At 66.7% G+C, this 18735-nt stretch carries 17 protein-coding genes; 9 read left to right on the top strand and 8 right to left on the bottom strand.

Annotated features, from left to right (window positions below):
• The first annotated feature begins 5 nt into the window (after positions 1 to 5).
• Genes AM586_RS26470 through AM586_RS26460 form a run of 3 tightly spaced genes read left to right on the top strand, consistent with a single transcriptional unit; the run spans position 6 to position 2353 of the window.
• A complete protein-coding gene (locus AM586_RS26470) occupies positions 6 to 980 on the top strand; it encodes an SDR family oxidoreductase (protein WP_047822837.1) in 975 nt (324 codons plus the stop codon).
• Between the two features lie 20 nt (positions 981 to 1000).
• The gene (locus tag AM586_RS26465) at positions 1001 to 2077 is read left to right on the top strand and encodes a Ku protein (RefSeq protein ID WP_047822744.1); all 1077 of its coding nucleotides are present in this window, start codon (positions 1001 to 1003) and stop codon (positions 2075 to 2077) included.
• Positions 2078 to 2353: a hypothetical protein gene (locus AM586_RS26460; RefSeq protein WP_307162981.1), complete on the top strand. Its 276-nt coding sequence runs from the start codon at positions 2078 to 2080 to the stop codon at positions 2351 to 2353.
• A 27-nt stretch (positions 2354 to 2380) separates the two neighbouring features.
• Here the strand turns inward: AM586_RS26460 and ligD are convergent, their stop codons facing one another.
• Positions 2381 to 5053: a DNA ligase D gene (gene ligD, locus AM586_RS26455; protein WP_047822742.1), complete on the bottom strand. Its 2673-nt coding sequence runs from the start codon at positions 5051 to 5053 to the stop codon at positions 2381 to 2383.
• An 87-nt stretch (positions 5054 to 5140) separates the two neighbouring features.
• Positions 5141 to 6832, bottom strand: a complete 1692-nt coding sequence (locus AM586_RS26450) for a M28 family metallopeptidase (protein ID WP_307162978.1) — start codon at positions 6830 to 6832, stop codon at positions 5141 to 5143.
• A 151-nt stretch (positions 6833 to 6983) separates the two neighbouring features.
• Here AM586_RS26450 and AM586_RS26445 point away from each other — a divergent pair, with 151 nt between their 5' ends.
• The 4 genes from AM586_RS26445 to AM586_RS26430 all read left to right on the top strand — a co-directional run bounded on the left by AM586_RS26445 (position 6984) and on the right by AM586_RS26430 (position 10280).
• The gene (locus tag AM586_RS26445) at positions 6984 to 8252 is read left to right on the top strand and encodes a M20/M25/M40 family metallo-hydrolase (protein ID WP_229411052.1); all 1269 of its coding nucleotides are present in this window, start codon (positions 6984 to 6986) and stop codon (positions 8250 to 8252) included.
• 118 nt (positions 8253 to 8370) lie between these two features.
• Positions 8371 to 8727: a hypothetical protein gene (locus tag AM586_RS26440; protein ID WP_047822740.1), complete on the top strand. Its 357-nt coding sequence runs from the start codon at positions 8371 to 8373 to the stop codon at positions 8725 to 8727.
• Between the two features lie 220 nt (positions 8728 to 8947).
• Positions 8948 to 9892 carry a D-2-hydroxyacid dehydrogenase gene (locus AM586_RS26435; RefSeq protein ID WP_047822738.1) on the top strand — a complete coding sequence of 315 codons (945 nt, stop codon included), beginning with the start codon at positions 8948 to 8950 and terminating at the stop codon, positions 9890 to 9892.
• Positions 9893 to 9896: 4 nt separating this feature from the next.
• Complete coding sequence (locus tag AM586_RS26430; protein ID WP_047822736.1) at positions 9897 to 10280, top strand: group III truncated hemoglobin; 384 nt, start codon at positions 9897 to 9899, stop codon at positions 10278 to 10280.
• Here AM586_RS26430 and pyk read toward each other — a convergent pair whose 3' ends face one another.
• The 4 genes from pyk to AM586_RS26410 form a co-directional block, all read right to left on the bottom strand.
• Positions 10281 to 11699: a pyruvate kinase gene (gene pyk / locus AM586_RS26425; protein ID WP_047822735.1), complete on the bottom strand. Its 1419-nt coding sequence runs from the start codon at positions 11697 to 11699 to the stop codon at positions 10281 to 10283.
• Between the two features lies 1 nt (position 11700).
• On the bottom strand, positions 11701 to 12975 hold the full coding sequence (locus AM586_RS26420) for a glycerate kinase (protein WP_047822733.1): 1275 nt from the start codon (positions 12973 to 12975) through the stop codon (positions 11701 to 11703).
• A 12-nt stretch (positions 12976 to 12987) separates the two neighbouring features.
• Entirely contained in the window at positions 12988 to 14349 is a 1362-nt protein-coding gene (locus AM586_RS26415; RefSeq protein WP_047822731.1) for a dicarboxylate/amino acid:cation symporter, read from the bottom strand.
• Between the two features lie 80 nt (positions 14350 to 14429).
• Positions 14430 to 15518, bottom strand: a complete 1089-nt coding sequence (locus AM586_RS26410) for a tartrate dehydrogenase (protein WP_047822730.1) — start codon at positions 15516 to 15518, stop codon at positions 14430 to 14432.
• Between the two features lie 116 nt (positions 15519 to 15634).
• Here AM586_RS26410 and AM586_RS26405 point away from each other — a divergent pair, with 116 nt between their 5' ends.
• Positions 15635 to 16588, top strand: coding sequence for a LysR family transcriptional regulator (locus AM586_RS26405; protein WP_047822728.1), 954 nt, complete (start codon positions 15635 to 15637; stop codon positions 16586 to 16588).
• A 22-nt stretch (positions 16589 to 16610) separates the two neighbouring features.
• Here the strand turns inward: AM586_RS26405 and AM586_RS26400 are convergent, their stop codons facing one another.
• Positions 16611 to 17156 carry a cytochrome b gene (locus tag AM586_RS26400; protein WP_047822726.1) on the bottom strand — a complete coding sequence of 182 codons (546 nt, stop codon included), beginning with the start codon at positions 17154 to 17156 and terminating at the stop codon, positions 16611 to 16613.
• A 197-nt stretch (positions 17157 to 17353) separates the two neighbouring features.
• Here AM586_RS26400 and AM586_RS26395 point away from each other — a divergent pair, with 197 nt between their 5' ends.
• Entirely contained in the window at positions 17354 to 17617 is a 264-nt protein-coding gene (locus tag AM586_RS26395) for a hypothetical protein (protein WP_373887918.1), read from the top strand.
• 4 nt (positions 17618 to 17621) lie between these two features.
• Here the strand turns inward: AM586_RS26395 and AM586_RS26390 are convergent, their stop codons facing one another.
• Positions 17622 to 18731, bottom strand: coding sequence for a DegT/DnrJ/EryC1/StrS aminotransferase family protein (locus AM586_RS26390; RefSeq protein ID WP_109370534.1), 1110 nt, complete (start codon positions 18729 to 18731; stop codon positions 17622 to 17624).
• Positions 18732 to 18735: the final 4 nt, after the last annotated feature.

Genomic DNA, 18735 nt, shown 5'->3' with positions numbered 1-18735 from the left:
TCGGCATGGCAAACCAGGACGATGTAGCGAACAAGCAGAAGGCGATCCAGAACCGCCAGGACCAGCATGACGCCAGCATGCAGAAAGGCGATCAGGGCAGCAGCGGCGGCGCCGCGCAGACCGGTGTCCAGCAGCCGTCCGGCGACTTCCCGGCCCAGCACCTGGCCAAGCCCGGTCTCGAAGCCCAGATGGAACTGAAGCCGAAGTTCATGGCCGAGCAGTACAAGGGCAGCGGCAAGCTGGCCGGCCAGGTCGCGATCGTCACCGGCGGCGACTCCGGCATCGGCCGAGCGGTCGCGATCCTGTTCGCGCGCGAAGGCGCCGACGTCGCCATCCTGTACCTGAACGAACACGAGGACGCCGCCGAGACCCAGCGCTATATCGAAGCGGAGGGCCAGCAGTGCGTGACGGTGGCCGGCGACGTCAAGGACATGGAATTCTGCCAGCAGGCCGTGGACCAGATCGTCGCCAGGTTCGGCCGCCTGGACGTCCTGGTCAACAACGCTGCCTTCCAGGAGCATGCCGAATCGCTGCTCGACCTGACGGAAGACCGCTTCGACGAGACCATGAAGACGAATATCTACGGTTACTTCCACATGGCCAAGGCCTGCCTGCCCTACATGAAGCGCGGCGCCGCGATCGTGAACACCGGCTCGGTGACCGGCCTGAAGGGCTCGAAGAAGCTGCTCGACTATTCGACCACCAAGGGCGCGATCCATGCCTTCACGATGTCGCTGGCCGCCAACCTGCTCGACAAGGGCATCCGCGTGAACTGCGTGGCCCCCGGACCGGTGTGGACCCCGCTGAACCCGGCCGACCAGTCGCCGGAAGACATCACCAAGTTCGGCCAGCAGACCACCTTCGGCCGCCCGGCCCAGCCGGAAGAGCTGTCGCCGGCCTATGTGTACCTGGCGTCGAGCGTGTGCTCGGGTTATGTCACCGGCGTGGTGCTGCCGATTACCGGTTCGGTCGGGGAATAACTCACTCAAGGAGAACTGACATGGCGAGGAGCATGTGGAAGGGGGCGATCAGTTTCGGGCTGGTCCATATTCCCGTCGAACTGTACCCGGCAACGAGCGAACACAGCCTGGACCTGCACATGCTCGACCGCCGTGACTTCGCGCCGATCGGCTTCAAGCGCTACAACAAGAACACCGGCAAGGAAGTCTCCTGGGACGACATCATCAAGGGCTACGAATACGCCGATGACGAATACGTGGTGCTGTCCGACGAGGACCTGCGCCGCGCGAATCCGGAAGCCACCCAGACCATCGACATCCTGGCCTTCGTCGATGCCCAGCAGGTGCCGCTGATCTACTACGAGCAGCCCTACTACCTCGCGCCCGGCAAGGGCGGCGACAAGGTCTACGCGCTGCTGCGCGAGACCCTGCGCGACGTCGGCAAGATCGGCATCGCCAACGTCGTCATCCGCGTCAAGCAGCACCTGGCGGCACTGGTGTGCGTGGGCGATACCATCGTCCTGATCACCCTGCGCTACCCGGACGAGATCCGCCCCACCGACGAACTGAAGATCCCCGACGAGAATTCGAAGGCGGCCCAGGTGACACCGAAGGAACTGCAGATGGCCAGGGCGCTGGTCGAAGGCATGAGCGAGCGCTGGAAGCCGCAGCAGTATCACGACACCTACCGCGAGGACGTGATGGCGATGGTGAAGAAGAAGATCGCGGCCAAGCAGACCAAGACCATCACCATGCCGGAGCCGGAGGAGGAGGACAAGCCGAAGAAATCGAACGTCATCGACCTGGTCTCGCTGCTGCAGGCCAGCCTGGGCAAGAAGGCGCCCGCGCACGCGGACGGCGACGACGACGACGACGATCCACCGCCGCGCAAGTCGCGCAAGCCGTCGGGCGACAAAGACGAGGACGCCGGCGACGCGCCGCCGCCGCGCGCGCGCAAGACGGCATCGCAGGACACCGTGCGGGCGCGCGCCACCGCGGCGAAGAAGCCGGCGGCCAGGAAGACGGCGACTGCCGCCGCCAAACCGGCCGCCAAGAAGGCCGTCGCCAAATCCGCCACCGCGGCCAAGGCGCCGGCCAAGCGCAGGAAGGCGGCCTGAGTGGACCTCGATACGCTGATCGACTTCCTGCAATGGCCAGCAATGGCGGTTACCCTCGGCGCCGCCTTCCTGGTCGGCGCCCGCCATGCGCGGCGCCGCATCTTCGGCTTCTACACCTTCATCCTGTCGAACATCCTCTGGATCGTCTGGGGCGTGCATGACGAGGCCTGGGCGCTGATTGCGCTCCAGGCCGGCCTGCTGGCGATGAACCTGCGGGGGATCGTGCGGAACCACAAGGAGGCGCAGGCGGAAGCCCGCGACGAGGCGACCGCGTAGCGTGGGCACCCCGTGCCCACGCGGAGGTCACCGTTTGAATCCCAGCGCCTTCATCGCCTTGCTCAGCGTGGTCGCGCTGTCCGCATAGTCCTCCCACGGCGTATTCCCGATCGCCAGCCGCTCCCCCACCGTCCGCACCGTCCAGTGCGCGCCGGAACTCAGGTCCGCCAGCTCCTCCCAGCGCACCGGCACCGAAATCCCCAGCCCCGGCCGCGTACGCGCCGACCAGGCCGTGACCGTGGTGGCGCCGCGGCCGTTGCGCAGGTAGTCGATGAAGATGCGGCCGACCCGGTTCTTGGCGCCGCTCTTGTCCGAGAAGCGGTCCGGCAGGGTCTTGGCCAGATGGGTCACGATGGCGTGCGAGAAGTCCTTCACCGTATCCCAGTCGAGCTTGGGCTTGATCGGCACGACGATATGCAGGCCCTTGCCGCCGCTGGTCTTCAGGAAGGGGTTCAGGCCCAGCTCCTGCAGGAAGGCGCGCACCACCTGGGCCGCTTCCTGCACCATCGCGAACGAGATTCCCTCGCCCGGGTCGAGGTCGAACACGAAGCGGTCGGGGGTCTCGTAGCGCTTCTCGACCGCGTTCTGGCTGTGGATCTCGACCACGTTCCACTGGGCGCAGGACAGGAGGCCTTCGACGCTGTCGATGCGGGTCATGCGCGGGTGGTCCGGATCGAGGGCCTGGTCGAGCTGGCCGACGCCCGGCATCTTGCGTATGTCGGCGACGTGCTTCTGGAAGAACAGCTCGCCGCCGACGCCCTCGGGCGCGCGCACCAGCGACACCGGGCGGCCTTTCAGGTGCGCCATCATCAGTTCGCCGACCAGCGCATAGTATTCGACCAGTTCGAGCTTGGTGACGCCGCTTTCCTTGTCCATCACGCGCTCGCCGTGCGTGACTTTGAAAGTCGCGGGCAATCCGCTGCCGCCCGATGCCGGCTCCGCCTTCGCGGCCTTGGTGCCGGCGCGCTTGCGCGGCGCCGGCGTCGCCTTCGCAGCCTGTTCCTCGCTCTTCATGCTTGCGCGCTCCTGCCCATTCTCCTGAACGTGCTTGGCCTGCTCGCGCACCACGCTCCTGGCCGGCTTGTCCTTGCGCAGGCCCTGGAACACGGGGTGGCGGATCGAATCGGTCGCGGTCCATTCCGAGAAGCTGACCTCGGCCACCAGGGTCGGCTTGACCCAGTGGTTGCCGCGACCGGGCACGGCGCGCGCCGGGAACGGGTTCTCGTCGCTCTCGATGGCTTCCAGCGTCTCGCGCATGTGGCGCAGCGACGCGCCGTTGAAGCCGCTGCCGCAGTTGCCGGCGTAGCGCAGCACGCCCTTCTCATCGTAGTAGCCGAGCAGCAGCGAGCCGATGCCGGTGCGCGCGCCGTGCGGATCGGTATACCCGCCGATCACGAATTCCTGGCGCATCCCGCACTTCAGCTTGATCCATTCCGGCGAGCGGCGCGTCACGTAGCGCGAGTCGCGGCGCTTGCCGATCACGCCTTCGAGGCCGATCTGGCAGGCCGCCACCACCAGCTGGCTCGGGTCGGTGCCGAATTCGGCCGAGAAGCGCACGGTGTCGGACGGCTTTGCGGCCAGCACTTCCTGCAGCAGCGGGCGCCGCTGGTCGAGCCGCACGTCCCGCAGGTCATGACCTTTGAAGTAAGGCATGTCGAAGATGAAGTAGACGATCTGGGCGCGGTTGGAACCGTCGAAGGCCAGCTGCAGCAGGTTGAAGTTCGGCTTGCCGTTCTCGTCGTGGACCACGATCTCGCCGTCGTACCAGCCATCCGGCAGCTTCATGCGCTTGATTTCCTGCTGCAGCGGGCGCAGTTTGTCGGTCCAGTCGTTGCCGTTGCGGGTGATCAGGCGGATGTCCTTGCCCTTGTCGGCGACGCGGGTCAGCATGCGGTAGCCATCGAACTTGATCTCGAAGATCCATTCTTCCGGACGTTCCGGCGGGCCGTCGACCAGGGTCGCCAGTTCGGCGTTGAGGGTCTCTGGCAGCTCGGCCTTGACGGCGCCCTCGGGCATGGCGCCGCGTCTGGCCGGCTTCGCTGCCGTCTTCGTTGCCGCCTTGGCGGCCGGCTTCTTCGCCGGCCTGGCCTCCGCCTTCAGCTCGGCCAACTTGGCCCGCGCCGCCTCCCGGTCTTCGGGCGCGCCCGGCATCGGCAAATCCTTGACGCTGTCCGGCATCTCGTCGATGACCGAGAATTCCGAGGCCGGGCGCGCGTACTCGTCGTTTTCCTTGATCAGCAGCCAGTGCTCCTGGCGGTCCTCGGCGCGCTGGCGCAGGCGCACCAGCACCCAGCGTCCGTGCATCTTGTGGCCGTGGATCTCGAACTTGATCTCGCCCTTGGCATAGCCCTTGGCCGGGTCGCCGACCGGCTCCCAGGTCCCCTTGTCCCAGACGATGACCTTGCCCGCGCCGTACTGGTGCGGCGGGATCGTGCCTTCGAAGTCGGAGTAGGAGATCGGATGGTCCTCGACGTGCACGGCCATGCGCTTGTCATGGTTGTCGAAGCTGGGGCCTTTCGGCACCGCCCAGCTCTTCATGGTGCCGTCGATTTCGAGACGGAAATCGTAGTGCAGCCTGGTCGCCCAGTGTTTCTGGATCACGAAGGTGAGCGCGCCCTTGCTGGCGTCGCCCCCTTCCGCGGGTTCCGACGTGATCGAAAAATTCCGCTTGGCCTTGTATTCCTTGAGTGCGTCCGGCATGGCATCACCTGTACATCAGCAGCAATGTTGCCAATGTACCGCGCCAGCGCGGACGCGACTGTACGGCAGATAACGCTTGTTTTCGGCTTACTTTCGCTCGGCAGCGCTCTGGTCGCGTGCCGCGCGGAACTCCGAATCCCTGGACCAGTTCGGCCAGGCATTCGAATCCGCCAGCTCGCGGCCGACCGCGTACAGGATTCCGAGGTCGCGCGCCATGCCCTCGAAGGTCCACTCCGGACGCCATTCGTCGGATGGCTGGTGGTAGTTTTCCTTGACGTAGCGCTCGGCTTCCTGCTTGCCCACAGCGATGCCGCCCTGCTCCCAGTGCTCGCCCGAACCGAAGGAAATCGCCGGCACGCCGCGCTTGGCGAAGGAGAAATGGTCGGAACGGAAGAAGTGGCCCGCTTCCGGCTTCGGATCCGGCGAATAGCTCAGCTTTGCCATCCTGGCCTTGCTGACCAGGCGGTCCAGCAATTCCAGCCTGGCGCTGCCGGAGATCGTGAAGTCCTTCGCCTTGCCGTGCGGGTCGAGGGCGTCCATGTTGATCACGCCGACCGTCTTCGCCAGCGGATAGACCGGGTTGCCTGCATAGTATTCCGAGCCCAGCAGGCCCTTTTCCTCGGCGGTCACGGCCAGGAACACCACGCTCCGTTGCGGCGCCGGCGCGGCCGCGTAGACGCGCGCCAGCTCCAGCAGGGCCGCGATGCCGGTCGCGTTGTCGACCGCGCCGTTATAGATCTTGTCGCCCTTGGCATCCGGCAGGCCGATGCCGAGATGATCCCAGTGGCCGCTGTAGACCACGTACTGGTCCGGATGCCGGCTGCCCTCGCGCACGGCGATCACGTTCTTCGAGGTGATCACCTGGGCGTCGACGGCATATTTACCGGACATCGAGACACCGGTCAGCTCGACCGGCTTGAAGTTGCGCGATTGCGCCGATTTCTTCAGCTTGTCGAAATCCAGGCCGGCGCGTTTGAACAGGTCGACGGCGATATCGCGCTGGATCCAGGCCTCGACCGGCGCATGGGCTTCGAGCGGGTTCTTGCGCACCACGTCGTACATGACGTTGGTGTTGGAATTCTTCACGGTCGCCCAGCCGTAGGAAGCCGGCGCGCTCTCGTGCACGATCAGGGTGCCGAGTGCGCCGCGGCGGGCCAGTTCCTCGAACTTATAGGTCCAGCGGCCATAATAGGTCATGGCCTTGCCGCCGAACTCGCCTTTGCCGGTCTCGAAGTCCGGGTCGTTGATCAGGACCACGGCCAGCTTGCCCTTCAGGTCCTGGCCCTTGAAGTCGTCCCATTTGCGCTCCGGCGCGGTGACGCCATAGCCGACGAAGACCAGCGGCGCATCCCTGAATTCCACGCCCTTCGCGCCGGTCATCGCCGCGCGCACGGCGATCTGCTCGCCCTGCGTCAGCGTTTCCTCCTTGCCGCCGCCCTTCACCGACACCTCGACCGGGCCCTTGATCTCGAAGCGGCCCAGCGGCACGTCCTGGGTCCAGCCGCGCTTGCCGTCGACCAGGTCGCCGCCCGGCTTCAGGCCGGCCGCTTCGAACTGGTTGATCAGGTAGGCCACGGTCTTGGCCTCGCCCGGCGTGTTCGGGCCGCGGCCTTCGAACTCGTCGGAAGCGAGCACCTTCACGTCATGCGACAGGTGGGAGGGCTCGATCTGCACGGCCTGGGTTGCGGGCACGGCGGGCTTGACCGGCTGGGCGGCGTTGGCCGCGGCGGTCAGGGCAGCCAGCACGGCCGCGGAAAGGATGGTGGTAGTGGTCTTCACGGTCTCTGGCTTATTGGTAATTTATTGGCGAATTTATTGGCGAATAGAAATGCTGAATGAGTATCCTTGGAATAATTTCCAATGTCAAACAGGCATCAATCGTGCGCCTGGCATATAGTTGGGTTTTTGCCCGTCCCATCAGAGAGGTCTCGTGAAACCGTCCGCCGTGCTCATCCCCGCTTCCCTCTTCCTGTCCCTGGCGCTGGCCCTGCCCGCCTCGGCGCAAACCGCAGCGCAGACCGCGGCGACGGCGCAGCCGGCAGCCGCCGGCGATCCGGTCGCCAGCCTGGTCGGCCAGCTCGACCTCGAGCGCTACAAGGAGACCATCCGCGGCCTGGCCCGCTTCGGCGACCGCCGCCAGGGCACCGAACGCAACCGCAAGGCGATCGACTGGATCGAGGCCCAGCTCAAATCCTTCGGCTGCGCCACCGAACGGATTCGCTACGACTACGCGCCGCCGGCCCCGCGGCCGAAAGGCGCTCCCCGGCCGGCCGGCACCGGCGGCGGCCGCGGCGGTCCGTCCGGCCAGGGCGGCAGCACCCTGTTCGGCACCCGCGCGCCCACCAGCGTCAACGAGGACCCGCTGGCCCAGCCCGACGAGCGCCTGCGGCGCCTGAATGCCGAACAGCCGGATCCGAAAGGCGGCCCGCGCGAAGAGGTCTATTGCACCAAGGTCGGGAGCAGCCATCCCGACGAGATGTACATCTTGTCCGCCCACATGGATGGCATGGGCTACGGCGAGGCGGCCAATGACGACGCCTCCGGCACCGCGCTGGTGATGGAACTGGCGCGGATCCTGAACGCGCCCGGCGTGAGGACCGAGCGCAGCATCCGCTTCGCGCTGTGGAACAACGAAGAGACCGGCCTGAACGGCGCCGCAGCCTATGTCGCCCAGCGCAACGGCCTGCAGGGGATCGAGTCGCCGAAGGGGTCGGGCCGCTATCCGGAGCCGCGCTGGCTGGGCATGGTCCAGCACGACATGATGATGTTCGACCACGGCATGCCGGTCGCGCACCTCGATGCGAACGGCAAGACGGTAACGGCGCCGCCGCCCGAACAGCGCCGCGAGGCCGACGTCAACATCGAGTTCCAGGCGAATTCGCGCCAGGCCGAGGGCGCCCAGAAGCTGGCCTGGGCCTTCCGCGCGGCCAACGACAAATACGCTTCCGATTACCCGGCCTCGGTCGGCCCGCACATGACCAACACGGACTCGACCCCGTTCATGGACCTGGTGCCCGCGATTTCGCTGCGCGAGAACGAGCGCGGCCAGCAGATCGGCGCCGGCTGGAACCCGCACTGGCACCAGCCGACCGACCTGGTGTCGACCTTCAGCGACAAGGACTACCTGCTGGGCCTGAACGCCGCCCAGACCACGCTGGCGGCAATCGCGCAGCTGGCGGGAGCAAAATTTCAGAAGTGAAATCTAATTGTAAATAAATGTAAAGGCGCGTCAACTGGCCGTCGGGTGGCGGCGTTGAAGGACCAGTAGCACCGGGACCACCCCACCATTTCAACAACGACCTGAAGGAAACATCGCCATGAGCAAAATCGTCGCCACCCTGATCGCCGGTCTGTTCGCCACTTCCGCATTCGCCGCCCAGTCGACCGCCACGCCGGCCACCGCGCCGACGAGCCATGCCGCCAAAGCCGATGTCAAAGCCGACAAGGACGTCACCAAGGCCGAAGCCAAGGAAGCCAAGACCGCCGCCAAGGCCGATGCCAAAGTAGAGAAGAAAGCAGCCGAAGCCAATTCGGACGTCGCGGTCGCCAAGGCCGACGCCGCCAAGACCAAGGCAAAAGCACACAAGAAGGCCGCAAAGGCCAAAGCGGATGCAGCCGCCGACAAGGCCGCCGCTCACGCAGACCAGAAGGCCGACGCGGCAGCAGCACACTAAGCCCAGCGGCTCAAGCCCCACCATCTCGAAAGACAGGCTCCGGCCTGTCTTTTTTTATGTAGTGGGCGGTCGAGTAACCTGCTGCGCGTTGCATTTTCGTCCTGCGATGCTCGCCGTACCGTAAGTACGGCTGCGCTTCTCAGACGAAACTGCGGCCGCTCGCGACGGTTTCTCGATCCGCCGATACAATGGTGGTCCTCTGTCTGTTCTTTCGACCGCCATGCACAAGATTGTCTTTCTCGACCGCGATAGCCTGATCGCCAACATCCGTCCGCCCGCCTTCGAGCACACCTGGCAGGATTATCCGGCCACGGCGCCGCACGAGGTCGTCGAGCGCCTGCGCGGCGCGACGGTTGCGATCACCAACAAGGTGCCGCTGCGCGCGGCCGAGATCGCGCAATTGCCGGACCTGAAGCTGGTGGCCGTGGCCGCGACCGGCACCGACAACGTCGACCTCGCCACCTGCCGCGAGCGCGGCATCGCGGTCTGCAATATCCGGAATTATTCGGTGGTGTCGGTGCCGGAGCACTGCTTCGCGCTGATGCTGGCGGTGCGCCGCAACCTGATGGCCTATGCGCAAGATGTCGCCGCCGGACGCTGGGAGCAGTCGACCCGCTTCTGCCTGCTCGACCACCCGATCGCCGACCTGGCCGGCAGCCGCCTCGGCATCGTCGGCTACGGCGCGCTGGGCCGGCGCGTGGCGCAGATCGGACGCGCCTTCGGGATGGAGATCGCGGTCGCCTCGCGCTCGCCGCTGCCGGACGCCGACGTCGTGCAACTGCCGCTGCCCGAGCTGCTGGCGACGTCCGACGTGATCACCCTGCACCTGCCGCTGAGCGCCCAGACCCGCCACATGATCGGCGCCGCCGAACTGGCGTCGATGAAGAAGAACGCGATCCTGATCAACACCGCGCGCGGCGGCCTGGTCGACGAAGCGGCGCTGGCCGACGCGCTGACGAAGGGCGTGATCGCCGGCGCCGGCTTCGACGTGCTGAGCAAGGAGCCGCCGGCGCCCGACAATCCGCTCCTGAATCTGAATCTGCCGAATTTCGTGCTGACGCCGCACGTGGCCTGGGCCAGCGGCGGCGCGATGCAGACGCTGGCCGACATGCTGGTCGAGAACATCGACGGCTGGGCCGCCGGGGCGCCGCAGAACCTCGTATGACGCAATGACGCAATCCACTGCCATCACGCCGTCGGCCATCGTCCAGCTGGTCGATACCTTCTATGCCCGGGTCCGAGAGGATGCCGTGCTGGGTCCCGTGTTCGAAGAGCGGCTGGCCGGCCACTGGCACGAGCACATGCCGCGCATGTATGCGTTCTGGACCAAGGTCCTGCTGGATACCGGGGAGTTCCAGGGCAATGTCTTCGGCAAGCACATGGCCTTGAGCGGCATCGGGCGGGAACACTTCGTCCACTGGCTCACCCTGTTCAGGATGACCGCGATCGAGGTGTTCGGGCTGGAAGGCGCCGCGCCGGCGATCCTGGTGGCGAACCGCATCGCCAGCAGCCTGCAGCTGGGCTTTTTCGGCGATATCCAGGTCCAGGTCTGATCAGTCCAGCCGCGCAATCCGCAGGAGATTCGTCGTGCCCGACGCGCCGAAAGGCATGCCGGCGGCGATGACGATGCTCTGCCCCGCCCGCGCCAGTCCCTCGCGGCGCGCCGTGGCGCAGGCGAAGTCGGTCATCTCGGAGACGTCGGCGACGTCGTGGGTCAGCACCGCATGCACGCCCCACACCAGCGCCATCGCGCGCGCGGTGGCGAGCTTCGGCGTCATGCCGATGATGGGCGCCTGCGGCCGTTCGCGCGCCAGCCGCAGGGCCGAGTGGCCGGAGCTGGTGTAGGCGACGGTGGCCGCCACCTCGAGCAGCTCGGCGACATTGCGCGTCGCCAGGCCGATCGCGTCCGCGATCTCGGCCTGCGCCGGGCTCTGGCCGGCGGCGACGGTCTCGCGGTAGACGGGATCGGACTCGGTCTGGACGATGATGTTGTTCATCATGATGACCGCCTCGACCGGGTACTTGCCCGAGGCCGATTCGGCCGACAGCATCACCGCATCCACGCCGTCGTAGATGGCGGTGGCGACGTCCGAGGCTTCGGCGCGGGTCGGCACCGGCGCCGTCACCATCGATTCCAGCATCTGCGTGGCGACGATGACCGGCTTGCCGAGGCGGCGGCAGACGCGCACGATGCGCTTCTGGATCGCCGGCACCTGCTCGGCCGGCATTTCGACGCCGAGGTCGCCGCGCGCCACCATGATGGCGTCGGCTTCCTCGACGATCGCTTCCAGGTCGTGGATGGCAGCCGGCTTTTCCAGCTTGGCGACGATCTTGGCACGCCCCTGCACGATTTCCTTGATCTCGCGGATGTCCTCGGCCCGCTGCACGAAAGACAGCGCGATCCAGTCGATACCCAGACTCAGGCCGAACGCCAGGTCCTTGCGGTCCTTTTCCGTCAGCGCCGACAGCGGCAGCACCACGCCCGGGACATTGACGCCCTTGCGGTCGGACAGCACGCCGCCGTTCACGACCGTGGTGTCCGCCGACTCGGCGTTGAATTTCTCGACCTTCAGCGCGATGCGCCCGTCGTCGAGGAGCAGCGTCGTGCCCTGCTCCAGCGCCGCGAAGATCTCGGGATGCGGCAGCGCGACGCGCGACCGGTCGCCCGGCTGGCCGGCGTTCAGGTCGAGCCGGAATGGCGCCCCGGCATCCAGGCTGACCCGGCCTTCGGCGAAGGTGCCGATCCGCAGCTTCGGTCCCTGCAGATCGATCAGGACGCCGACCGGGCGGCCCAGCGACTGTTCGAGCGCGCGCAGCGTGTCGAGGCGCGCCTTGTGGTCCTCATGGCTGCCGTGGCTGAAGTTCAGCCGGAACACGTCGGCGCCGGCGCGGAACAGGGATTCGATGGTGGCCGCGTCCGTGCTGGCCGGCCCCAGGGTGGCGACGATTTTCGCCTTGCGATGTCGATGCATGTCATGTGCTCCCGTGGGGAGTGTCGATCAGGATGGCGCGGAAGTCGTTCACATTGGTGAGCGTGGGACCGGTGACGATGGAATCGCCGAGCGCCTGGAAAAAGCCGTGGCCGTCGTTGCGGTCCAGGCTCTGCATGGGCCGGATCTCCTTGTCGAAGGCCCGCCCGAGGGTATCCGGCGAAAAATACGCGCCGGCGATTTCTTCCTGCCCGTCGACGCCGTCGGTGTCGCCGGCCAGGCCGTGGACGCCGGGCTCGCCGCGCAGGGCGATCGCCGCCGACAGCAGGAATTCCACATTGCGTCCGCCGCGGCCATCGCCGCGCACCGTCACCGTGGTCTCGCCGCCGGACAGCAGGATGCAGGGCGCCTTGAACGGCTGTCCGCGCCGCGCCACCTGCAGCGCCATGCCGGCCATCAGCTTGCCGGCGTCGCGCGCCTCGCCTTCCAGACTGTCGCCGAGGATGTGCACGGCGACGCCGGCTTCCTCGGCCACGCGCGCGGCCGCTTCCAGCGCCATCTGCGGAGTGGCGACGAAGCGTACCTGGTGGCCGGCCAGGCGCGGGTCGCCCGGCTTGACCGATTCCCCGGCGCCGCTTTCCAGCACGTCGCGCACCCTGGCCGGTAGGGCGATCCGGTAGCGGCGCACGATGTCGAGGGCATCGAGGCAGGTGCTGGGGTCGGCCACCGTCGGACCGGACGCGATGTCGAAGGGCTCGTCGCCCGGCACATCCGAGATCAGCAGGGTCACGACCTGCGCCGGGTGGCAGGCGGCGGCCAGCCTGCCGCCCTTGATGGCGGAGAGGTGGCGCCGCACGCAGTTCATCTCGCCGATACTGGCGCCCGAGGCGAGCAGCGCGCGGTTCACGAGCTGCTTGTCTTCGAGCGTGATGCCCGGCAGCGGCAGCGGCAGCAGCGAGGAGCCGCCGCCCGAGACCAGGCACAGCACCGTGTCGTCCGGGGTCAAGCCGCCGACCAGGTCGAGCATGCGCTGCGCCGCCCGTTCGCCGGCGGCATCGGGCACCGGGTGCGCCGCCTCGACGATCTCGATGCGTTCGCACGGCACCGCATAGCCGTAGCGCGTGACGACCAGGCCTTCCAGCTTGCCCGGGTAGCTGCGCTCGACCGCACGGGCCATCGCCGCCGATGCCTTGCCGGCGCCGATCACCAGCAGGCGCCCGCGCGGCGGGGCCGGCAGATGGGGCGGAATGCATTTGTCCGGCTGGGCCGCCGCGATGGCGGCCCGGAACATCGCTTCCAGCAGTTCCCTGTTTTCCATGTCGGACTATCCTCAGGCCGACACGTTGCGGGTCTTCGCCAGGCCGACGGCGACATCCCCGCGCAGCTCGTGCTCGTGCTCGTGCGGGACGATCAGGGCCTCCTGTTCCGGGGCCGGCACTTCGCCGTCCAGGATGCGGTTCATGCGGTTCTTGTCGACCGCGCCGACCCAGCGCGCCACGACCACGGTGCCGACGCCGTTGCCGATGGTGTTGGTGATGGCGCGCGCCTCGGACATGAAGCGGTCCACGCCCAGCAGCAGCACCATGCCCGAGACCGGGATCTTGCCCATCGAGGCCAGCGTGGCCGCCAGGGTGATGAAGCCGGAACCGGTCACGCCGGCCGAACCCTTCGAGGTGATCATCAGCACGCCCATCACGACCAGCTGGTCCATCAGCGACAGCGGGGTGTTGGTGGCCTGGGCGATGAAGATCGCGGCCATGGTGTAGTAGATGCACTGGCCGTCGGGGTTGAAGGTGACGCCGGACGGCACCACCAGGCCCACCACCGGCTTCGACACGCCCAGGTACTCCAGCTTCTTCATCAGCTGCGGGACGACCGACTCGGAGGAGCTGGTGCCGAGCACCGTGAAGATCTCTTCGCGGATGAACTTCAGGAATTTCCAGATGCTGAAGCCGCAGATCCGGGCAACCGCGCCGAGCACGATGAACACGAAGGCGACGCAGGTCAGGTACATGGAACCCATCAACTGGCCGAGCGACAGCAGCGAAGCCAGGCCATATTTTCCGACCGTGAAGGCGATGGCGCCGAACGCGGCGAGCGGAGCGATCCGCATGACCATGCCGAGCACCATGAACATGCCGGTATTGAAGGCTTCGAGCATGTCGACCACCGGCTTGGCATGGCGACCCATGCGCGAGAGCGCGATGCCGAACATGGTGCCGAACACCAGGATCTGCAGGATGTCGTTCTTGGCCAGGGCGTCGATCGCGCTGGTCGGGACCATGTTCAGCAGGAAGTCGACGAAGCCGGTCGATTTCGCGGCGGCCGCGGTGTAGTTACTGATGCTCTTGGTGTCGAGGTGGGCCGGATCGACGTTCATGCCGACGCCAGGCTGGGCCACGTTCACCACGATCAGGCCGAGCAGCAGCGCGAAGGTCGACATGAGCTCGAAATAGATCAGGGCGCGTACGCCGACGCGCCCCAGTTCCTTCAGGCTTTCCATCTTGGCGATGCCGAGCACCACCATCGCGAAAATCACCGGTGCGAACACCATCTTGATCAGCCGGATGAACAGGTCACCCAGCGGCTTCAGGTCGGTACCGAATTTGGGATACAGGTAGCCGAGCAGGCCGCCTGCGACGACGCCGATCAGAACCTGGACGTATAGCTTTCCAAAGAAACTTCTGGACATGATGCCGGTCTCCTTTATGTGATTTGTTTTGCGTCCCCCGGCTCTTCACGGCCGGTCGGGGACAGGGATGCTTCCGATGCTCAGGCCGCCGCGCGCTCCTGGCTGCCGTTGAGGATGTCGCACACGGCCCTGGTGACGTCCGCGGTATTGGCAAGCCCGCCCAGGTCGCGGGTGTGCAGCGACGGCGTCGCGGTCACGGTTTCGATCGCCTGCATCAGCTGGCGGGCGGCCTCATGTTCGCCCAGGTGCTCGAGCAGCATCACGACCGACCAGAAGGTGCCGACCGGATTGGCCAGGCCCTTGCCCATGATGTCGAAGGCCGAACCGTGGATCGGCTCGAACATCGACGGGTAGCGGCGCTCCGGATCGATGTTGCCGGTCGGGGCGATGCCCAGGCTGCCGGCCAGCGCCGCGGCCAGGTCGGACAGGATGTCGGCGTGCAGGTTGGTGGCGACGATGGTGTCCAGGGTGGCCGGGCGGTTGACCATGCGCGCGGTGGCGGCGTCGACCAGTTCCTTGTCCCATTTCACATCCGGGAATTCTTTCGACACCTGGACCGCGATCTCATCCCACATCACCATCGCATGGCGCTGGGCGTTGGACTTGGTGATCACGGTCAGCTGCTTGCGCGGACGGGACTGGGCCAGCCTGAAGGCAAAGCGCAGGATGCGCTCGACGCCGACGCGGGTCATCATGCTGACGTCGGTGGCGGCTTCGATCGGGTGGCCCTGGTGCACGCGGCCGCCCACGCCCGAGTACTCGCCTTCCGAGTTTTCGCGGACGATGACCCAGTTCAGGTCTTCCGGCGCGCAGCGCTTCAGCGGGCCGTCGATGCCCGGCAGGATGCGGGTCGGACGCACGTTGGCGTACTGGTCGAAGCCCTGGCAGATCTTCAGGCGCAGGCCCCACAGGGTGATGTGGTCGGCGATGTCCGGATCGCCGGCCGAGCCGAACAGGATGGCATCCTTGTCGCGCAAGGCGTCCAGGCCATCGGCCGGCATCATCACGCCATGCTTGCGGTAGTAATCGCCGCCCCAGTCGAAGTCTTCGAAGGCGAATTTGAACTTGCTGCTGCTTGCGGCCAGCGCTTCCAGGACTTCGCGGCCTGCCGGCACGACTTCCTTGCCGATGCCGTCGCCGGGGATGGTTGCGATTTGGTAGGTCTTCATGTTGCTGTCTCCTGTACGGGTCTGTGTGGGTCTGCGTGGAGCCACTTTAGGCGGTGGACGGGGACAAATATCCTGGCTAGACTTAATGCGTCTTTAACTTGAAGTTAAGAATCAACATGAGTAATGGCATCCAGGCGTCTGAACTTGGTTTTTTCGTATCACTGGGCACCTGCGGCAGCCTGAGCGGGGCGGCGCGCGAACTCGGCATCAGCACGGCCGCGGTCAGCAAGCGCCTGTCGCAGATGGAAGCGCGGCTTGGCGTACCGCTGGTGAACCGGACCACCCGGCGCATGAGCCTGACGCCGGACGGCGAAGTGCTGTTCGAGCACGCGCGCCGCATCCTCGGCGAGATCGCCGACCTGGACCAGTTGTTGAGCACCTCGAAAGGCCAGCCGAAAGGCTTGTTGCGGGTGAATGCCACCCTCGGCTTCGGCCGCCTGCACATCGCCCCGGCGATCTCGCAGTACGTCCTCAAGTACCCGGAAGTCGACGTCCAGCTGCAGCTGTCGGTGAATCCCCCGCCCCTGACCGAGGACCAGTTCGACGTCTGCATCCGTTTCGGCGAGCCGGGCGACACCCGCGTCATCGCCAGGAAGCTGGCCAGCAACCGCCGGCTGCTGTGCGCCGCGCCCAGGTACCTGGCGACGCATGGCGAACCGGTCCTCCCCTCGGACCTGGTCCGCCACAACTGCATCTGCATCCGCCAGGGCGACGAAGCCTACGGCACCTGGCGCCTGCACCGCGAGCGCGACGCCGCCGGTCCCGGCGAACCGGTGAAGGTGCGCGGCAACCTGACCACCAACGATGGCGAAATCGCCGTCAACTGGGCCCTCGACGGCCACGGCATCCTGCTGCGTGCCGAATGGGACGTCGAGCGCTACCTGGAAAGCGGCCGCCTGGTGCAGGTGCTGCCGCAGTACCGCACGCCGGATGCCGATATCTATGCGATCTATCCGCAGCACCAGCACCAGTCGGCGCGGATCCGGACCCTGGTGGCCTTCCTGGCACAGGCCTTCGAGCGCTTTGCCCGCCACCGGTCGGCCGCCGGCCCGGAGACTGCGGCCCGGTGAGCCCGACAATCCCCGCGATTCCTTATTTGGCCGGCAACATGCGGCGCAAGGTGCCGTCGTGCCTGACGAAATGATGGAACAGCGCTGCGGCGGCGTGCAGGCCGGCCAGCCAGAGCAGCGTCCACATCGCCGTGGAATGGATGTCGCCCGCCGTATTCGCCCAATGCGCGCCGGGCGCGGCGATCGCCGGCAGGGTGAACACGCCGAACAGGCTGACCGGAAGCCGGTGCGCGGAAGCGGACGCCCACCCAAGCACCGGCGACACCAGCAGGATCAGGTAGAACACCCGGTGCACGGTCCTGGCCAGCAGGCGCTCCCAGGCCGGCGCGTCCTGCGCTTCCAGCGCGACGGGATGCGCCAGCCGGTGGAACAGGCGCGCCGCCGTCACGACCAGGATCAGCACACCGAAAGAAAAATGCAGGTTGATCACGGTGCTCGGCGGCGTGTTACGGCCAATATGCGGCAGCAGGAAGGCCGTCGCAAACTGGATCGCCAACAGCGCCACGATCAGCCAATGAAACCCTTTTGCCGTCGAAGAATAGGTGCGGGTATCGGTGCTGGCAGCCATGCGGTTCCCTTTTAGATATCGGGCTGCCTACGATATCACGGCCGGGCGCCGAGCCCCCGCCTGCCGGGTTCGCCGCTGCGTTCGAAAGCGCTGTCGAGGCCAAGATTACAGCTTGGTAATCTGTTAGTCGACGCACAGTCCCCGGGCGGCCGGGACGGCTAGGGTATGCAGACAACCCACCCATGGAGGAAGTCACGATGAACACCAAAATGAAACTTGCCCTGGCGCCTGTCGTCTTCGCCTTTGCCGCCGCTTCCGCCCATGCGGGTTGCGGCAAGGGCGCTGTCGCGGGGGCCGTCGTCGGTCACATGGCAGGAAAGCACGGCGCCGCCGGCGCCGCGGCCGGTTGCGCGATCGGCCATCATTCCGCGAAAAAGAAACAGGCTGCGGCCACCGCCGCGTCGACCACGCCCGCGCCGGCAGCAGCGCCGGCGGGCACGGCCAGCGGAACCACGAAGTAATCGTTCAGACGAGCTCACGGATCGCGTCGCAGACCCGGTCCACGTCCGATTCGTCCATGCCGCAGTGCAGCGGCAGGGTGACCGTCTCGTCGCCGATCCGTTCGGCGTTCGGGAACTGTCCGCGCCGGTAACCGAGGCGCTGTCCCAGCGTGGTCAGGTGGGACGGTTCGTAGGACAGACCGGTGGCGATGCCGCGCTCGCGCAGGGCGGCCCGGAAAGCCTGGCGCGTCGTGCCCAGGCTTTCGTAGGGCAGCAGCACGCAGAACATGTTCCAGCTCTGTCCTTCGACGCCGCGCGGCGGCAGCACCGCGTTGGCGATCTGCGGGAACATCGCGAAGTAGCCGTCCGCCAGCCTGCGCCGCTGCGCCAGGAAGTCCGGCAGCCGGGCCAGCTGCGCCAGCCCGATGGCGGCCGATACGTCCGACATATTGTACTTGCCGCTGGCGAGCGCCACATCGCGGGTCTCGTCAGGCCGACGCTCGATGCCGTGGAAGCGCAGCACCTCGATCCTGCGCGCCATCGCCTCGTCCGGCACCACGATGGCGCCGCCTTCGATGGTCGTCATGTTCTTGTTCGGGTGGAAGGAAAAGGTCGCGATGTCGCCGAAGCTGCCGATCGGGCGCCCCTGCCAGGTCGAACCCTGCACCAGCGCCGCATCTTCGATCACGCGCAGGCCGTGGCGCCGGGCCATCGCGTACAGCGCGTCCATGTCGCCCAGCGCACCGGGAAAATGGGTCGGCACGATGGCCTTCGTGCGCGGCGTGATCGCGGCTTCCACCTGCGCCAGGTCGATGGCGCGGCTGACCAGGTCGCAATCGACGAAGACGGGATTGGCGCCCACCTTGACGATCATGTTCATCGTCGAAAAGAAGCTTTGCGTCGAGGTGATGACTTCGTCGCCGGGGCCGATGCCGCAGGCGAGCAGGGCGAGCTCCATCGCCCCGGTGGCCGAGGTCAGGGTGCGGGTCGGACGTCCGCCGAAGGACTGCGACAGCGCGCCCTCGAATTCCAGCACGCGCGGGCCGCTGGCGATCCAGCCGCTGCGCATGGTTTCCACCATCGCGGCGATGGCGTCTTCGGAAATGGACGGTTGCGAAAAATTGAGTAATGCCACGGGT

The sequence above is a fragment of the Massilia sp. WG5 genome, assembly GCF_001412595.2.
In the GTDB taxonomy this organism is placed as follows: domain Bacteria; phylum Pseudomonadota; class Gammaproteobacteria; order Burkholderiales; family Burkholderiaceae_D; genus Telluria.
This window is presented reverse-complemented; position numbering and strand designations above follow the sequence as displayed.

Bases quoted from the DNA above. Each gene is read 5' to 3' on its own strand.
- AM586_RS26470 (WP_047822837.1), top strand. From the start codon at position 6: ATGGCAAACCAGGACGATGTAGCGAACAAGCAGAAGGCGATCCAGAAC.
- AM586_RS26465 (WP_047822744.1), top strand. From the start codon at position 1,001: ATGGCGAGGAGCATGTGGAAGGGGGCGATCAGTTTCGGGCTGGTCCAT.
- ligD (WP_047822742.1), bottom strand. From the start codon at position 5,053: ATGCCGGACGCACTCAAGGAATACAAGGCCAAGCGGAATTTTTCGATC.
- AM586_RS26440 (WP_047822740.1), top strand. From the start codon at position 8,371: ATGAGCAAAATCGTCGCCACCCTGATCGCCGGTCTGTTCGCCACTTCC.
- AM586_RS26435 (WP_047822738.1), top strand. From the start codon at position 8,948: ATGCACAAGATTGTCTTTCTCGACCGCGATAGCCTGATCGCCAACATC.
- AM586_RS26430 (WP_047822736.1), top strand. From the start codon at position 9,897: ATGACGCAATCCACTGCCATCACGCCGTCGGCCATCGTCCAGCTGGTC.
- pyk (WP_047822735.1), bottom strand. From the start codon at position 11,699: ATGCATCGACATCGCAAGGCGAAAATCGTCGCCACCCTGGGGCCGGCC.
- AM586_RS26420 (WP_047822733.1), bottom strand. From the start codon at position 12,975: ATGGAAAACAGGGAACTGCTGGAAGCGATGTTCCGGGCCGCCATCGCG.
- AM586_RS26415 (WP_047822731.1), bottom strand. From the start codon at position 14,349: ATGTCCAGAAGTTTCTTTGGAAAGCTATACGTCCAGGTTCTGATCGGC.
- AM586_RS26410 (WP_047822730.1), bottom strand. From the start codon at position 15,518: ATGAAGACCTACCAAATCGCAACCATCCCCGGCGACGGCATCGGCAAG.
- AM586_RS26405 (WP_047822728.1), top strand. From the start codon at position 15,635: ATGAGTAATGGCATCCAGGCGTCTGAACTTGGTTTTTTCGTATCACTG.
- AM586_RS26400 (WP_047822726.1), bottom strand. From the start codon at position 17,156: ATGGCTGCCAGCACCGATACCCGCACCTATTCTTCGACGGCAAAAGGG.
- AM586_RS26395 (WP_373887918.1), top strand. From the start codon at position 17,354: ATGAACACCAAAATGAAACTTGCCCTGGCGCCTGTCGTCTTCGCCTTT.